This window comes from Collinsella aerofaciens, from assembly GCF_005844325.1.
Lineage (GTDB): Bacteria > Actinomycetota > Coriobacteriia > Coriobacteriales > Coriobacteriaceae > Collinsella > Collinsella aerofaciens_G.
In genome coordinates this window covers 66,688-80,983 of sequence record NZ_SPFY01000002.1, presented here as the reverse complement: position 1 = coordinate 80,983, position 14,296 = coordinate 66,688, and the positions used below count along the sequence as shown (strand labels likewise).

8 protein-coding genes are annotated in these 14,296 nt (G+C 60.9%); 1 reads left to right on the top strand and 7 read right to left on the bottom strand.

The genetic code is table 11. The annotated features are described in order from the left end of the window. Positions 1-53: 53 nt before the first annotated feature. The 3 genes from purN to FGQ61_RS01175 all read right to left on the bottom strand — a co-directional run bounded on the left by purN (position 54) and on the right by FGQ61_RS01175 (position 3,672). A complete protein-coding gene (gene purN, locus FGQ61_RS01185; protein WP_138374296.1) occupies positions 54-752 on the bottom strand; it encodes a phosphoribosylglycinamide formyltransferase in 699 nt (232 codons plus the stop codon). Further along, positions 742-1,845: a phosphoribosylformylglycinamidine cyclo-ligase gene (purM, locus tag FGQ61_RS01180; RefSeq protein WP_138374295.1), complete on the bottom strand. Its 1,104-nt coding sequence runs from the start codon at positions 1,843-1,845 to the stop codon at positions 742-744. Before purM ends, purN begins: the two co-directional genes overlap by 11 nt. A 156-nt stretch (positions 1,846-2,001) precedes the next feature. Then, positions 2,002-3,672 (bottom strand): amidophosphoribosyltransferase, encoded by a 1,671-nt coding sequence (locus FGQ61_RS01175; protein ID WP_138113623.1) that lies wholly within the window; start codon positions 3,670-3,672, stop codon positions 2,002-2,004. A 294-nt stretch (positions 3,673-3,966) separates the two neighbouring features. On the opposite strand from FGQ61_RS01175, the gene FGQ61_RS01170 reads away from it, so the two are divergent. Continuing rightward, complete coding sequence (locus FGQ61_RS01170; protein WP_138374294.1) at positions 3,967-5,196, top strand: putative ABC transporter permease; 1,230 nt, start codon at positions 3,967-3,969, stop codon at positions 5,194-5,196. 106 nt (positions 5,197-5,302) lie between these two features. On the opposite strand, the gene FGQ61_RS01165 is transcribed toward FGQ61_RS01170, so the two are convergent. The 4 genes from FGQ61_RS01165 to FGQ61_RS01150 form a co-directional block, all read right to left on the bottom strand. Beyond that, positions 5,303-5,719, bottom strand: coding sequence for a molybdenum cofactor biosynthesis protein MoaE (locus FGQ61_RS01165; RefSeq protein ID WP_229025831.1), 417 nt, complete (start codon positions 5,717-5,719; stop codon positions 5,303-5,305). Positions 5,720-5,772: 53 nt separating this feature from the next. After that, complete coding sequence (locus tag FGQ61_RS01160) at positions 5,773-6,771, bottom strand: class B sortase (protein ID WP_138374293.1); 999 nt, start codon at positions 6,769-6,771, stop codon at positions 5,773-5,775. A 36-nt stretch (positions 6,772-6,807) separates the two neighbouring features. Continuing rightward, entirely contained in the window at positions 6,808-7,272 is a 465-nt protein-coding gene (gene purE, locus FGQ61_RS01155; RefSeq protein ID WP_138374292.1) for a 5-(carboxyamino)imidazole ribonucleotide mutase, read from the bottom strand. A gap of 293 nt (positions 7,273-7,565) precedes the next feature. Beyond that, a complete protein-coding gene (locus tag FGQ61_RS01150) occupies positions 7,566-13,976 on the bottom strand; it encodes a discoidin domain-containing protein (protein ID WP_138374291.1) in 6,411 nt (2,136 codons plus the stop codon). Positions 13,977-14,296: the final 320 nt, after the last annotated feature.

The window sequence follows — 14,296 nt, the reverse complement described above, 5'->3', positions numbered from 1 at the left end:
GGCTTTATAGTCGTTTACGCCTCAGAGAAACCTAGGTGACCCGTTTACACGCGCTAGCGCGGCGCATCAATTGCGACCTTGCCGCTCTCCAGCACGTGAACGCGACCGTCGGCGAGCATCTGCACGACCTCGGGATACAGCACATGCTCGATCGCGTGGATGTGCTCCTCGAGCACGTCGACGTCCCAGCCCTCCTCGACAGCCAGCGCACGCTGGGCGATGATGGGGCCGTTGTCGTAGATCTCGTTGGCAAAGTGCACGGTCACGCCGGTCACCTTGACGCCGCGAGCAAACGCATCGTCAATCGCATGGGCACCGGTAAAGCTCGGCAGCAGCGCCGGATGCAGGTTGACCACGCGATTGGGGAACGCCGCCAGCAGCGGCGTGTGCACCATGCGCATGTAACCGGCCATCACCACGTACTCGCAGCCGCGCTCGAGCAGCTCATGCGCGATGATCTCGTCAGCCGCGATGGGGTCGGCATAGACGTCCTTGGACAGCGTGAGCGTCTGGATACCCGCACGCTCGGCGCGCTGCAAGCCCTTAGCCGATGGACGGCTCGACACCACAAGCTCAATCGAGGCGTTGAGCTTGCCGGCGGCGATCAGGTCGATCAGCGCCTGCAGGTTGGTACCCGAACCGCTGATAAGCACGCCGATCTTGAGCGGCTCGGCCGTATCGGTGCCGGTCGGACGGGTGTAGGGCACAAAGCCCAGGCCCTCGGCGGCAGCCATCTGCTCGTTAGCGCTCATCGGAGTACACGACCTTACCGGAACCCTCGACGCACTCGCCCACGCGGAACGGCTTCTCGCCCAGCGCGACCAGAGCCTCGGTCACGGCAGCCTCGTCCTCGGGGGCGACGATCAGGCACAGGCCGACGCCCATGTTGAAGGTCTTGCATGCCTCATTGGGCGCGAGCTCGGCCTGACGCGACACGTAGGTGATGACGGGCGGAACATCCCAGCCCATCTCGGCGCCGTTGCGGGTGACCACGGCATCGACGTCGTCGGCGAGCGCGCGGTTGAGGTTCTCGGTAATACCGCCGCCAGTGATGTGGGCAATGGCGTGCACCGGAGCGCCGCCGCGCAGCAGCTCCAGAATCGGCTTGACGTAGATGCGCGTGGGAGCCAGCAGGGCGTCTGCCAGCGAAGCACCGCCGAGCTCCTCGAGCGGACGGCTCAGCTCCTCCGCCTTAGCGGCGGCCTCGGGCGTGCCCGGCTTAATGCCGTCGACGCCGATGACCTTGCGCACGAGCGAGTAGCCGTTGGAGTGCACGCCGGTGGAAGGCAGGCCCAGGATCACATCGCCCGGGCGGACGTTTGCGGGGTCGAGCATCTTGGGACGGTCGACGACGCCCACGGTAAAGCCGGCAAGGTCGTAGTCGGCCGGAGCCATGACGCCGGGGTGCTCGGCCATCTCACCGCCCACGAGCGCGCAGCCCGCGAGCTTACAGCCATCGGCCACGCCCTTGATGATCTTTGCCATGTGCTCGGCCTCGATGTGGCCGATGGCAACGTAGTCCAGGAAGAACAGCGGCTCGGCGCCCGAAGCCAGAATGTCGTTGACGCACATAGCGACCAGGTCCTGGCCCACCGTCTCGTGGCGATCCATGATCTGGGCGAGCACGAGCTTGGTGCCCACGCCGTCGGTACCGCTAATCAGAATCGGGTCTTCCATATCCTTAAGCGCGGCGGCCGAGAACAGGCCACCGAAGCCGCCGAGGCCGCCGATAACCTCGGGGCGATTGGTGTCCTTGACCATCTGCTTAATCGCGTCGACGGCGCGGCCGCCCTCGGCGGTATCGACGCCGGCATCCTCATACGTCACATGCTTGCTGTCGCTCATCTGAGCCTTCCTCTCCCACTACCGTTTGACGCACAGACGCCAAACGGTGCTCATAGTTGCGTTCATTTCGGCGCGCGCCATAACAACGCGCGCCGTCATATCAACAAAACAGCAGGTAAAACCTACCAAAATAAACCTGTCCCTACATGGCAGGTTTTAGGCCTCGCCGTGTTCCTCTTCCCAGCTGCGGTCGTCGTATTTCTCGACCACGGCGTCGTCATCAAAGTGCAGCGGCTTGTCCAGGTTGCGGGGCTTAAAGCCCTCCATGAACTTGTCGCGACCAAAACTCTCGGGAATCGCCACGGGGTAGCGGCCGGTAAAGCACGCATCGCAGTAACCGCCCTTGGGCATGACCTTAAGCAGGCCCTCGACCGAAAGGAAGGCCAGCGAATCGGCGCCGATATACTCGCAAATCTCGTCGACCGTCTTGTTGGCGCTGATAAGCTGCGACTGCACGTCGGTATCGATACCGTAGAAGCACGGCCAGATAACCTCGGGTGAGTTGATGCGGATATGAATCTCCTTGGCGCCGGCGTTGCGTAGCATCTTGACGAGCTGCACCATGGTGGTGCCGCGCACGATGGAGTCGTCGATGACGACCAGGCGCTTGCCCTCGATGTTGTCGCGCAGCGGGTTGAGTTTCATACGCACGCCCATGGCGCGCAGCTCCTGCGTGGGTTCGATAAACGTACGGCCCACGTAGCGGTTCTTGATAAGGCCCTCGCCAAAGGGAATACCGCTCTCGTGCGAATAACCCTCCGCGGGCGGCAGGCCGGAATCGGGCACGCCGATGACCAGGTCGGCCTCGACGGGCTCCTCGTGTGCCAGCTGACGACCCATGTCATAACGGCAGGCGTAGACGCTCTTGCCGTTCATGATGGAGTCGGGGCGAGCGAAGTAGACCTGCTCAAAGATGCAGTTAGCAGGCTCTTCGGCGGCAGGCACGCCCTGCTCGGACACAAGGCCCTCGGCGCTGATGCGCAAGATCTCGCCGGGACGGACGTCACGAACATACTCGGCGCCCACAATGTCGAGCGCGCACGTCTCGGAAGCAACGACCCAGCCGCCGGCGCGGGTGACATGGGTGGTGGCGTCGACCGTCGCGGCGCCGTCCTGCGACGGCAGCTGCGAAACGGATGCGGCATCGGCTTGGTCCAGACCCTCGTCCACCAGCTTGCCCAGCACAAGCGGGCGAATGCCGTGCGGATCGCGGAATGCGTAGAGCGCCTGCTCGTTGATGAGCGTCATGGCATAGCCGCCGCGCACGAGCTCCATGGTCTTGCGAATGCCCTCGCGTAGATGGCCTGTACGCTGAGTAAAGTAACCGATAAGCTTAGTCGCGACCTCGGAATCCGAATTGGAAAGGAACGGCACGCCCAGCTCGATCAGCTGGCGGCGCAGCTCGTCGGTGTTGACGAGGGTACCGTTGTGCGCGAGCGCGATAATGACGCTATTGATGGTAGAGAGGTGCGGCTGAGAGGCCTCCCAGCTCTTGGCACCGGCAGTGCCATAGCGCACGTGGCCCACGGCCAGCTGGCCGGAGAGTGTCGACAGGTCGGCGTTGGAGAACACGCGGTCGAGCAGGCCCAGGTCCTTGCGAACCATAACCGTGCCGCCATCACCCACGGCGATTCCCGCCGATTCCTGGCCGCGATGCTGTAGCGCGCGCAGACCAAAGTACGTCAGTCGAGCCACATCGCGATCGGGTGCCCACACACCAAAAATGCCGCATTCCTCATGCAGCTGGTCGGAGTCCGGATCATACGTCGACATGGTCTTCACCTGTCCCGCGGCACGCTCGGCCGCGCGGATGGTTTCTTGAGACATGGCATCCCCTCAGAGCCTCGTTATTTGGCGTTACCTGCCCTATTATACGCACGGCAAGACAAGCACTCCCGCGCATGAACAGCGCTTTTTAAAAGCCCACCGAGCTTATAATCCGTTTTGCAGCCAAACATTTTATTGGGCAACCGCCTCGGGGCCGACGATCCCGCATGCTTCCGTCGCGACGCGTCTCGTCCACCGCTAGGGCTTACATTGCTGCAATTGGGTCGTTTGTCTTGTCTTTTAGCAGGTCGGCGGCGTATCCTTGTACCTACAGCAAAACGAGAAAGGTTATGTATGGATCGAAACGAACTCGACCCCAGCGTCCCCAGCGCCACGGAGGTCAAGAAGATCCCCCTCATCATTAAGGTGTATGCCGTCCTGTGCATCCTGTCCGGTGTTGGTACGCTCCCGTCGGTCGGCGCCTTTATGTGGCAGGTCATCACCGCGCTCATCAACGGCAACGCCGCCGCCAACCTCGGCGACAACACGCTCGTCGCAGTCGGCCTTATCGTCGCCGGCATCATGCTCTCGGCTGCCAGTGCCGTCATCTTGATCATCTTTGGCCTGGACCTCATCAAGAACCAGCGCCGCAACGCCGCCCGTCTTTCCTACATCCTTATCGCGTTTACCGTCGTCGAGCTTTTAGTTGACGTGATGCTCCAGGGCATCGGACCCTTCCTGCTGCGCCCCGCCGTCCAGCTTGTCATCCTCATTGCGCTGTCGGCCACCGTCGACCCCACGCTACGCCAGGAGCGCGAACTGCAGCGCCGTCTGCAAGAGATGCTCGACCGCGATGCCGCCGCCGAGGGGATGCTCGGCCGCGACGAAACCGGCGAGGGCTACATCAAGCTCAACTACTTCAACCTGTTCTGGGTATTCTTCGTCTGCAGCGTGTTAGGTCTCATTCTCGAGGAAGTCTGGCATATGGTCGTCGTCGATCCCGGCGTCTATCAGGACCGTGCCGGTATGCTATTTGGCCCCTTTAGCCCCATCTACGGATTTGGCGCGGTGCTCATGACCATGGCGCTCAACCGCTTCTATAAAAAGAATCCTCTGATCATTTTCCTGGTAAGTGCCCTGATCGGCGGCGCTTTCGAGGTGTTTGTAGGCTGGTTTATGCAGACCTCATTTGGCGTGGTGTCGTGGAGCTATTCACACATTAGGCTATTCGGCATGCCCGATCCCATCGCGGTATTGACCGGGGGACGCACATGCACGCCGTTTGCCTGCATGTGGGGCCTGGGTGGCCTCATCTGGATCAAGGTCTTGCTGCCGCACCTGCTTAAGCTCATCAATATGATTCCATGGAAACGCCGCTACTCTGCTACCGTCATCCTGACCGCCGTCATGTTGATCGACGGCGTCATGACGTTGCAATCGCTCGACTATTGGTATCAGCGCGTCAACGGAACCGTTCGAAATATTCCCGTCGCACAGTTCTATGACAAGCATTTCGATAACGAATATATGGAGAACCGTTTTCAGAGTATGACCATGAGCCCCAAGGACGCCACACGCGTGTAGCAAACGCCAGAGCAAAATAGCTCCAACACATCAAAGCCCGCTGGCAGATCTACATGAACTGCCGGCGGGCTTTCGCTATAGACAGACTCGGATTGCCGACGAGGCCTTACGCCTCGCGCTCGACCTCGCTCACGCACTCGTTCTTGATGGTGCCGACGAGCGACTGCAGCGCATCGACCACATGCGGGCGAATGTCTCCGCCAATGAGCACGAGCATGATGTCGTCGCCCACGGTAAGCTCGCCGCTCGCCAGCCACACGCGCACATAGCCGATACCCGGCATCGTGCGCGTCGCCTCGATAGCGGCCTGCACCTTTTCGGCATCGAAGCCAAACACCATGCCGCCCACCTTGTGGCCTGGCGCCACGCCATCGGTCTCGACTCCGCGCACTTCGGCCTTGGGCGTCGCGCGCACCACGCCGTTGTGTGTCAGGTACATCCCACAATCAGCCGCCGAAACATCGGCCTTGGCTTCGCGCAGCCAAGCATCAACCGAAGGCATCGATTTGCCGTTCTCAAGCATCATTTCTCCTTTTGATTTCCAGGGTAGTCTTTTTGGGACGGGGCCCGGACACTTTATTCCTCGACCGGCGTGAGCACCATGACGGCGCGCGTATTGCTAAATGACAGCGAACGGCAGGTCACAAGCGTTACGACCTTGGTTGCCGAAGCGGCACGATCGGTGGCATCGCTCGCCACGGCAGAGGCACCGTCGAGCATCTCGGACAGATAATTCTTCAGTCCGTCATCGCCCTCAAAGTTGGGCGTGCGCGCCTTGGCATACGTGTCCTCGACCACCTTGGTCGCCAGCGGACGCAGCTTATACGTCGCGTCACGTGTGATGTAGTACACGTAGTCCATGCTGTCGAACGTCGCTTGATCGGTCGTATCCGAAATCACGTTGAACATCGAACCGTCGTTCATGTGATGACCGTAAATCGTGGTCTGCTGATCCACCATGCCCGGCGCGGTGTCGTCGCTATCCAGGAAGATGGCACCCGACGCATTGGCGGTGCCGTCGAACAGCGTGTTGAGGTACTTGGAGTTGTTGTTGGTCTGCACCACGGGGTAGTTGATGTTGGTGCCGGGCGCGTAAATCCAACCCACAACCTCGGGATTTGTCTGGGCAAGCGCATTGAAGTCGATAATTGGCACGCCACTGGCGTCCTTGTCGCTCACATATTGCTTTTCGATTTTTTGATACGACTCGCTCGCCTGCTTGTAGCCAATCTGCGCGTTGATAAAGATAGCGGCCGCAGCAACGATCAGGCCAATACCGATGATGATGAGCAGAATGGGAATGACGGAGCGGCGATTTTTGCGCGGCGGCTCGGTATAGCTCGATGGCGCGGCATGCGCCGAAGAGCGAGGTGACTTCTTGGCCGTACTGTATGACGAAGGGCGATATGCAGCAGGTGTATCCTGACGGCGATGCTTCGCCGGCGTCACGGGGCGCGGCGCACGTGACTGCTGAGGAGAGGATGTCCGACCCCGCTGCGGCGCGCGGGCCGCTCCCGACTTGGCTGGATCGGGAATCCGAGAAGCCGAAAAACGCTTTCCCTGATAGTCGGACATGGCTCTCCTTATGCTGCAAATGGACTGGCAGAGCGCTTAAGCGTCAGCCATCTCCTGCTTCATCTTCTCGACAACCTTGCGGTACTCGGGGTCGCAGGCGCCCAGAATCTGCGTGGCGTAAATGGCAGCGTTCTTGGCACCGTTGATGGCCACACAGGCAACGGGCACGCCCGAAGGCATCTGCACCATCGACAGCAGCGAGTCCATACCACCCAGATCGCTCGTCTTCATAGGCACACCGATGACCGGCAGCGGCGTAAACGCAGCAACGACACCGCCCAGGTGAGCAGCCTTGCCGGCAGCAGCGATAATCACCTTGATGCCGCGGTCGGCAGCGGTCGAGGCCCACTCATGGACCTTCGCCGGCGTGCGGTGTGCGCTTGCAATCACGAGCTCATAGGGCACGCCCAGTGCCTCGAGCTCGGCGGTGCAACCTTCCATAACGCCCAGATCGGACTTGGAGCCCATGATGATCCCGACAACCGGCTTCTGATCTGCCATAAACAAAGACCTCCTGTTGAGAGCGGTGACGCGGCGGATCCGCGACCCTTAACTACTGAGAGTAGTATAGCTGCTCCCGTCCCTGCGGTCTCTGTGGCGCTTCGCGGGCGGGCCAGGCTTTATCTTCACTCCGGTTGCTTCGCAAAGTCGTTCAGATAGAGCCTGGCCCGCCCGCCCGCGAAGCGCCCTGCGACCTACCGGATATTGCCATGACGTACGTTGGCTGAAATAATAAAGCAATGCCCGCCGTCCTTGACGGAGCGGCGGGCACGTTTGCTTAGTTGTCGCTGGGACTACTTAGCCTTGCTGCGACGATGGAAGAAAGCGCCGATCGCGGCGATGATGGCGCCAAGACCACCGACGGCCGCGACGGTCGCCGCCGTCTGGTCGCCGGTATTGGGGATCGCCGAACCGCTCTTCTTGCTGCCCTGGGCCTTGTCGCCTGCGGGCTTGCCCGCCTGGTTGCCGCCGTTTGAGCCATTGCCGGAACCCTGGTTGCCCGAGCCGCCCTGGTTGCCGGAATCGGCATCCTTGAGGCTCTCAATGGCCAGCTTGAGCTGGTCATAGGCCGCCTGGAGCTGGATGTCGGAAGCATTCTCATCACCCAAGACGTCCTCGGCGTAGGTAATGGCATCCGTCAGGGCCTTGACAGACTCGTCCGTCTTGCCCCTGGTGTCAGTCTCCTTCGCCTGCTTGACCAAGGCCTTGAGCTGCTTCTTGGTCGGGTTCTCGACCGGGGTCACCGGAGTCTTCTCAAGCGCGTCGCGAGCACTCTCGAGTGCCTTGAGTGCCTGGTCGACCTCGTCCTGCGTGGCGTTCTCGTCGTTCAGGATGGCGCGGGCGCTCGCCAAGGCGTTCTGGAACGCGGTCCAGGAAGCCTCGGTGTAGTCGCTGGCCTTAAGGTCGCCGGCTGCAACCTCGGCATCAACCTTTTCAATCGCGGCAGTGAGGTCGTCCTTCGCCACCGGATTGGGAACGGCCGTACCGTAGAACTTGAGCTCCGCCATGCTGCAGTAGGCGTCAACGCTGCCACCGCCGGCGTGGAGCACCTTGACGGTCACGTAGCGACCGCGCGCGGCACCAAAGCTCATCTGCTTCCAGTCGCCACGGTCGGTGAGCACGCGGCCGTCGTTGTCGAAGGTAAACGTACCCATCGACGTGGCGGTGCCCATCTCATAACCGTCGGCGGTGTCGGAAACCAGCACCTCGGCCTCAAAGATATCGCCGTTCGTGCCGCCGTCCTGGCGCGGCAGGAACGTGACGTCGGTGAGATCGTAGTCGCGGCCCAGGTCGACGGTCAGGTACTGGGGCATACCGGCCTTATAGGCCCAGTCGCTGTGCCAGAGCGTCTGCTCATCGCCGTCAAGAGCGTTGACGGCGTTGCTGCCCTCATAGTCGGCCTCGCTCGAGAAGCCGGTCACCTTGACGTTCTCGCGGTTCTCGGGCGTGTTGATGAGGCTCTTCTCATCGACGGGGCGCATCTTGAGGCCGTCGATTGCCTTCTCGATCTTGGCCGTGGCGTCTGCGACATCCTTCTTGCTATAGCTGCCCTGGCCGCCATCGAGGAGCTTCTGAGCCGCCTCGACCGCAGCGGTGAGGGCTGCATAGGAATCCTTGGTGTAGACGGACTCGCTGTAGCCCGCGGCCTTGGAAAGCGCTGCCATGAGCGCAGAGGTGTCGACACCAGCCTTGACCTCGACCTCATAGGATGCGGTCTTGGAGGGATCGAGCACCGACGCCACCGTGATCGTTGCCTTGCCGGCCTTGTTGGCGCGCAGGTAGTAGCTCACGCTATCGCCGGCCTGGACAGCGGAGACGCTCACCACAGAAGGATCGGAGCTCTCGACCGTCACATAGGGGTAGCCGGCGCTCTCGGGCGTGGCCTTGGCGTCGACGAGCGTCACATCGCCCTCGAAGAACTCGGTCTGGTTCTTGCCCAGTTCGACACCCTCGATGGCCTCGACACCCTGTGTGTAGTTGAAGTTGATCTCGCGCAGCGTGAGCATCTGGTCACCCGATGCCTCAAGCGGCGTGATCTCGACCTTGGTCGCCTTCTTGCCCTTGTTCTCGGCAGAGAGGCCAAAGGCGTAGCGAGCCTGATAGGAATCAAAGCTTCCGCCCGAGAACTCCTGGGTCGAGCCGTCCTCGAACGTCACGACGGACTTAATCTTCTGCACGGTGCCGTTGCCACCGTTGCGGTTAACGACCTCGACGCTATCGAGTTTCGACGGCGTCTTGAAGGCGAACGTCATCGTGGCGGGCAGCTTGACGTAGGTCGGCATCTTGCCGTCGATCCAGTTGGGCCCATAGTTCCACAGGAACTCGAAGTCGTTGCCGCCCTCATTGTTGTCGAACAGTCCGTCATAGCTCTTCTGCTGGATGAGCTTCTCGACGTTGGTGCCGTCGTCGGTGGGGAGCTCGTCGTTGGTCATCGTGATGTCAAAGGCGTCGCGGCCGTACTCGGACTTGGTGGGCTGCGGGACACCGGGCATCGTCACGGTGCCATCACTCACGAACTCGAGCGCGTCGCACGCCGGGCCGACGAGCCAAGACGTCGAGGGCAGCTCGACCTTGCCGGCCGTCTTAGCCTTGAGTTTAAAGCTCGCGACCACACCAGTACTGTTGAAGAGCTTGGCGTCGCCGCGGTTGGCGAAGGCCAGGTTGATGGTCTGGTGGCCATCCGTGAACTGCACTTTCTCGCGCGAGAGGTTCTCCATGCCCGCCGTCGACGCATCCTGCGCGATGCTCTCGGAGACATACTCGAACTGGTCGCTGTTGAAGTTGACGAGCGCACCGAGCGCGTTGATGTTCTCGGCGTCGGTGGCGTAGACGTCGACCGTGATCTCGTCGCCGGCCTCGACCTCCATCTTGCTCGGGATCACCGCGAGGGTGCCAGCAGCCTTGCCCTTTTGCTTGGTGCCGCCGTCGAGCGCCGCCATGGTGAAGGAGTAGTCGTACACGTCGTAGACGCCGTTGCCGTTGAGGTCGGCGAAGTGGGCGCGGATCTGGGAGTCGAACGTCGAGGTGTCGGGCTCGCGGTTCTCAAGACCCAGGTAATTCTTCATGTTGGAGTAGTCGCCGTCGGAGACCGTGGCCTTGTTGAGGTTGGAGCCCACAGCGAAGCCGTCCGTGCCGTCGGTCTTGTAGATGGCGATCTCGGAGGCGGAGAAGAAGTTGCCCACGGACGCGAGCGGCGTCATACGCACGTAGCGCGCGGCCACGGCGCCGTCGAACGCCACCGTCTTGCAAGCGGCGGAGCGCTCCCAGTCGACCTCCTGCGTCGTCCAATGCACGCCGTCGAGGCTCGTCTCGATGCGCATCTTGGTCACAGTGCCGTTACCGGCATCATCGCGCGGATAGTACTCGAGCTTGTCGAGCTTGTAAGCGCGACCGTAGTCAACGGTAAGCGCCTTGCCCAGATCGTTGCCACCGGAGTGGAAACCGCCGTCGCCCGACTGGAACTCATGGTCGAAGGCGAGTTCGGCCTTATGGCTACCGTAGAGCGAGCCCTCCCAAGTGATTTCCTCGGCCTCAGGCACGTTCCGCCACGGGTCGAGCGCAGAGTTCGCCTCAAGCACGTCGCTCCATGCGGAGTAGCCATCGGCGTTGCGCGAACGAATCTGGTAGGTATGCTTGCTGTTGTAGGCAAGATCGGTATGCGTGAATTCTGCCGCATCGCCCACGGCGAACACAGTGCCGTCTACCTTAAGGTCGTAGGAGGTAGCACCATCGACCTTCCCCCAGGTGAGCTTAATGCTCGTGGGGGTCGTGGCGTCCTCGGGGGCAGCAAGGTTCGCGGGTGCGGAGAGGTTCTCGTTGAAGCGGTCGGCCGCGAGCGTGGCATCGGCGTTCACGAAATCGCCCAGTTCGAGCGTCTGCGCTGCCGTGGCGACATCGGTCTTCGCGAACTTGACGTAGACCTTGGGATTCGTGGTGATCTTGGTGTTGTTGAAGCTCTCGCCCTGCTCGGCCTCGGTGCTGCCTGCGTCGCTACCGTAGTGGTTGAGGTTGGGGGTCTCGTTGTAGAAGTAGACCGCCTGGCCGGCCTCGGGGGTCGCGGCGTCAAAGGCCTCCTGCGAGTCGACCTCAACCACGTTGAGCGCGGATCCGCCGTTCTTGGCGGAGACGCTCGTGGGCTTGGCGGAGACGTTGGCCACAAAGGTCGTGGTGCGGTTGGAGTCGTAGCCGCTGTAGCCGCCCTGCGATGCCTCGGCGGTAAAGGTCGCCGTGCCGCCCACCACGCTCGACTTATAGACGGTGCTCACATGCTCACCGTAGGAAATATTGTCGATTGTGCCGTAGGAATCGTCCTCGGTCGTGTTGTTCTCGATGGAGGAGCCGTCATCCTCGTACTGCGTAAAGCTGCCCTCACCCTCGGTGGCGAAGAACTCGACGATACGCTGGCTGCGATTGGTGCCCTTGGTGTTGGTCTCGGTCACAGCCTCGGGGTTGTTGTTCTCGGCGTACATCGGCACGATGGCGTTGGCCTTAACAAAGAGTGGCAGCTTCCAAAGCGGAGCCTCGTAGTTGTTGAGGACCTGACCGCCGCGGTACTGCTTGCCCGAGAAGTAGTCAATCCAGATGGCGGGATTCTCGTCGGTACCGTAGTTGGGCAGGTAGATACCGTTGCGGACATCGTTGCCGTTCTCATCTGCCTGGGTATCCTGATACACCGGTGCCACCAGGAAGTTCTCACCGAACATGTACTGGTACTGCGTCGAGGTGCTTGCGGCGTACTCGGAGTTGTCGGAAAGCAGCATGGCGCGGATCATGGGAAGGCCGGTATCGCCGTTGCCCGTGTCGATGTTGGCCGCCGAGGCCGCGCTCGTGTAGATATAGGGCATGAGTTGTGCTTTGAGCTTGAGATAGAAGCGCGAGATGCCCGTGTATGGATCGCCGTGCGTCATGGGCGACTTGCGGTAGGTGCCCCAACCGTCCATGTCAAGCATAGAGGGCGTGAATGTCTTCCACTGGTAGTCGCGAGCGGAGATGATGGGATCGCCACCAAAGATGCCGTCCATATCGGAGCCGATGTTGGGGTTGCCCGAGAGGCTCTGGCCGATATACGTGGGGATATGGAAGCGAATGTACTCCCAGTTACCGCCGTACTGGTCGCCGGTCCAGATGCCGCCAAAGCGCTGCGTGCCGGCCCAGCCGTCAAGCGTGATGATGTTGGGGCGCTTGTTGGCGCCGGTGGTCACGGTGTCATAGGCCGTCTTGATGCCGTTGAGGCCAAAGGAGTAGCCAGAGCCCACCCAAGCGACGTCGGTCTTGAGCGTGGTGATGCCACCAGTCTTAACCTCAGAATCGAAATCGCGCAGCAGATGCCACGGGGTCTCGGAGTTGCTATCGGGCTCGAGGTTCGACTGGGTCCAGAGACCGGTGCTCACGCCCTTGGAGTTGGCATACTCGGTGAACTTCTTAAGATTGTCGACGTTGGCGCGCACGGCGTTGAGGCGCTCGGCAGAACTCGTTCCGTCGGAGTTGACGCCGCCGGTCTTGTAGTAACCGTTCTGGCCGTAGCCAGCACCGTAACCGTCGTTCGGCAGGAACCAGCCGAGCGGCATGTCGTTGTCCTCGTAGTCATCGATAACCTGCCGGGCGGAGAACTGGCGGTCGAAATCGGTCGCCTTCATGTTCTCGGTATCAACCGTAGGGCCCTCACCGTTGAGCGTCTCGGCCGCAAGCGTGCCGTCGAGCTTGTAGCCCGTCGACATGCCGGACTCGTATTTAACGTCGCCCTTCTCACTCGAGGACTTGCTGCCCTTGGTCTCCCACTTCTTTTGACCCGAGGTCGTTGACCAGCCATCACGGTTATAGGCATTAAGATGACCCAGGTAGAAACCGTACTCGGGCAGCAGCACCGGATTGCCGGTCACCTTGTAGTAGTCCTGCAGCATCTCGGTTGCCACGTTCGAGGCGCCCTCGTTGGTCGCCACGAAGTAATAGGCATCAAACTCATTCTCGCTGTGCAAAGTCGTGACCGTCGATGAGTCCGTGGAACCGAAGTCGTAGGAACCCTCTGCAAACGTGTTTCGGAGCACGCCGTAGCCGTCGCTCGTCCAATAGAACGGGTTGGGCGAGGCAACGCCGCCATCGGTCCAGTTGTTAGTGTTGGAGATGGCGATGGTCTGGTTGGTGTGCAGGAAGCGGCCGTTCTGGGTGCCGCCGCCAAAGAAGTTCTCGGACTTCTCCTTGGCGAGCGTCTGGACGGTACCCTTCTTATCAAGGTCGAGGGGCGCAGACTCAGAAACCACGCCACGGTCGCCTGACTTGATACTCATCTTGCCAGTCGCCTTGTCCAGGATCACGGTCGCCTTTCCGCCGGTGATCTCGATAGTGTCGCCCTTGTCGGCAACCGTCGCACTCGGCTTGCTGTAGGTGTCCGAGGTATCGGGCTGAGCCTGGATCTTAGCCGTGTGGGACTTACTGCGCGGCGTGGCGTACTCGGAAAACTCACCCTTGGGGTCGACGTTATAACGGAAAATACCGTCCTCGAGGAACGTAATACGGCCCTTGATGCCGTCAGCGAAATCGATGTCGACGACGTTCGAGGCAGACTGAGACACGGTCGCTGAGTCGACACCCTTGAGTGGCGTGGCAATCGCCTGCTGGGGATTGGCAAACACAAGCGTCGCTGCAGTGGCAACGAGGACCGCGCTTCCCTTCACCCACCGTTTCGTAAAAATGGAATTCCTACGCACCTGGACTCCTTCCCTCCGACATGCGGAAGTGTCGCGGACGCGCGCCCCGCAGCATGGGCGAACGCATCAAACGGGGGGGGGTGTTCGGTACATTCCGTACAATTGGCCCACCCGTTACCAAGGGGTCAACTGGTAGTAACCAGATAGCCACCTATAAGGTTGGACCAGTATACGTGAGCAGTTGCGCAAATTAAGTTTGGAATTCTCCCAGCGGTATAAAAATGAACGTAGATGGCGAAGTGGGTCTAATCAACCATACCAATTGGTTCTCCAGCCAGATACCACTTAAGCATAGTTTTACTGTTTAACTGGTATTACAT

What these genes read in the sequence shown, in the direction of transcription:
- purN (WP_138374296.1), bottom strand. Translation starts at nt 752, where the DNA reads ATGAGCGCTAACGAGCAGATGGCTGCCGCCGAGGGCCTGGGCTTTGTG.
- purM (WP_138374295.1), bottom strand. Translation starts at nt 1,845, where the DNA reads ATGAGCGACAGCAAGCATGTGACGTATGAGGATGCCGGCGTCGATACC.
- FGQ61_RS01175 (WP_138113623.1), bottom strand. Translation starts at nt 3,672, where the DNA reads ATGTCTCAAGAAACCATCCGCGCGGCCGAGCGTGCCGCGGGACAGGTG.
- FGQ61_RS01170 (WP_138374294.1), top strand. Translation starts at nt 3,967, where the DNA reads ATGGATCGAAACGAACTCGACCCCAGCGTCCCCAGCGCCACGGAGGTC.
- FGQ61_RS01165 (WP_229025831.1), bottom strand. Translation starts at nt 5,719, where the DNA reads ATGCTTGAGAACGGCAAATCGATGCCTTCGGTTGATGCTTGGCTGCGC.
- FGQ61_RS01160 (WP_138374293.1), bottom strand. Translation starts at nt 6,771, where the DNA reads ATGTCCGACTATCAGGGAAAGCGTTTTTCGGCTTCTCGGATTCCCGAT.
- purE (WP_138374292.1), bottom strand. Translation starts at nt 7,272, where the DNA reads ATGGCAGATCAGAAGCCGGTTGTCGGGATCATCATGGGCTCCAAGTCC.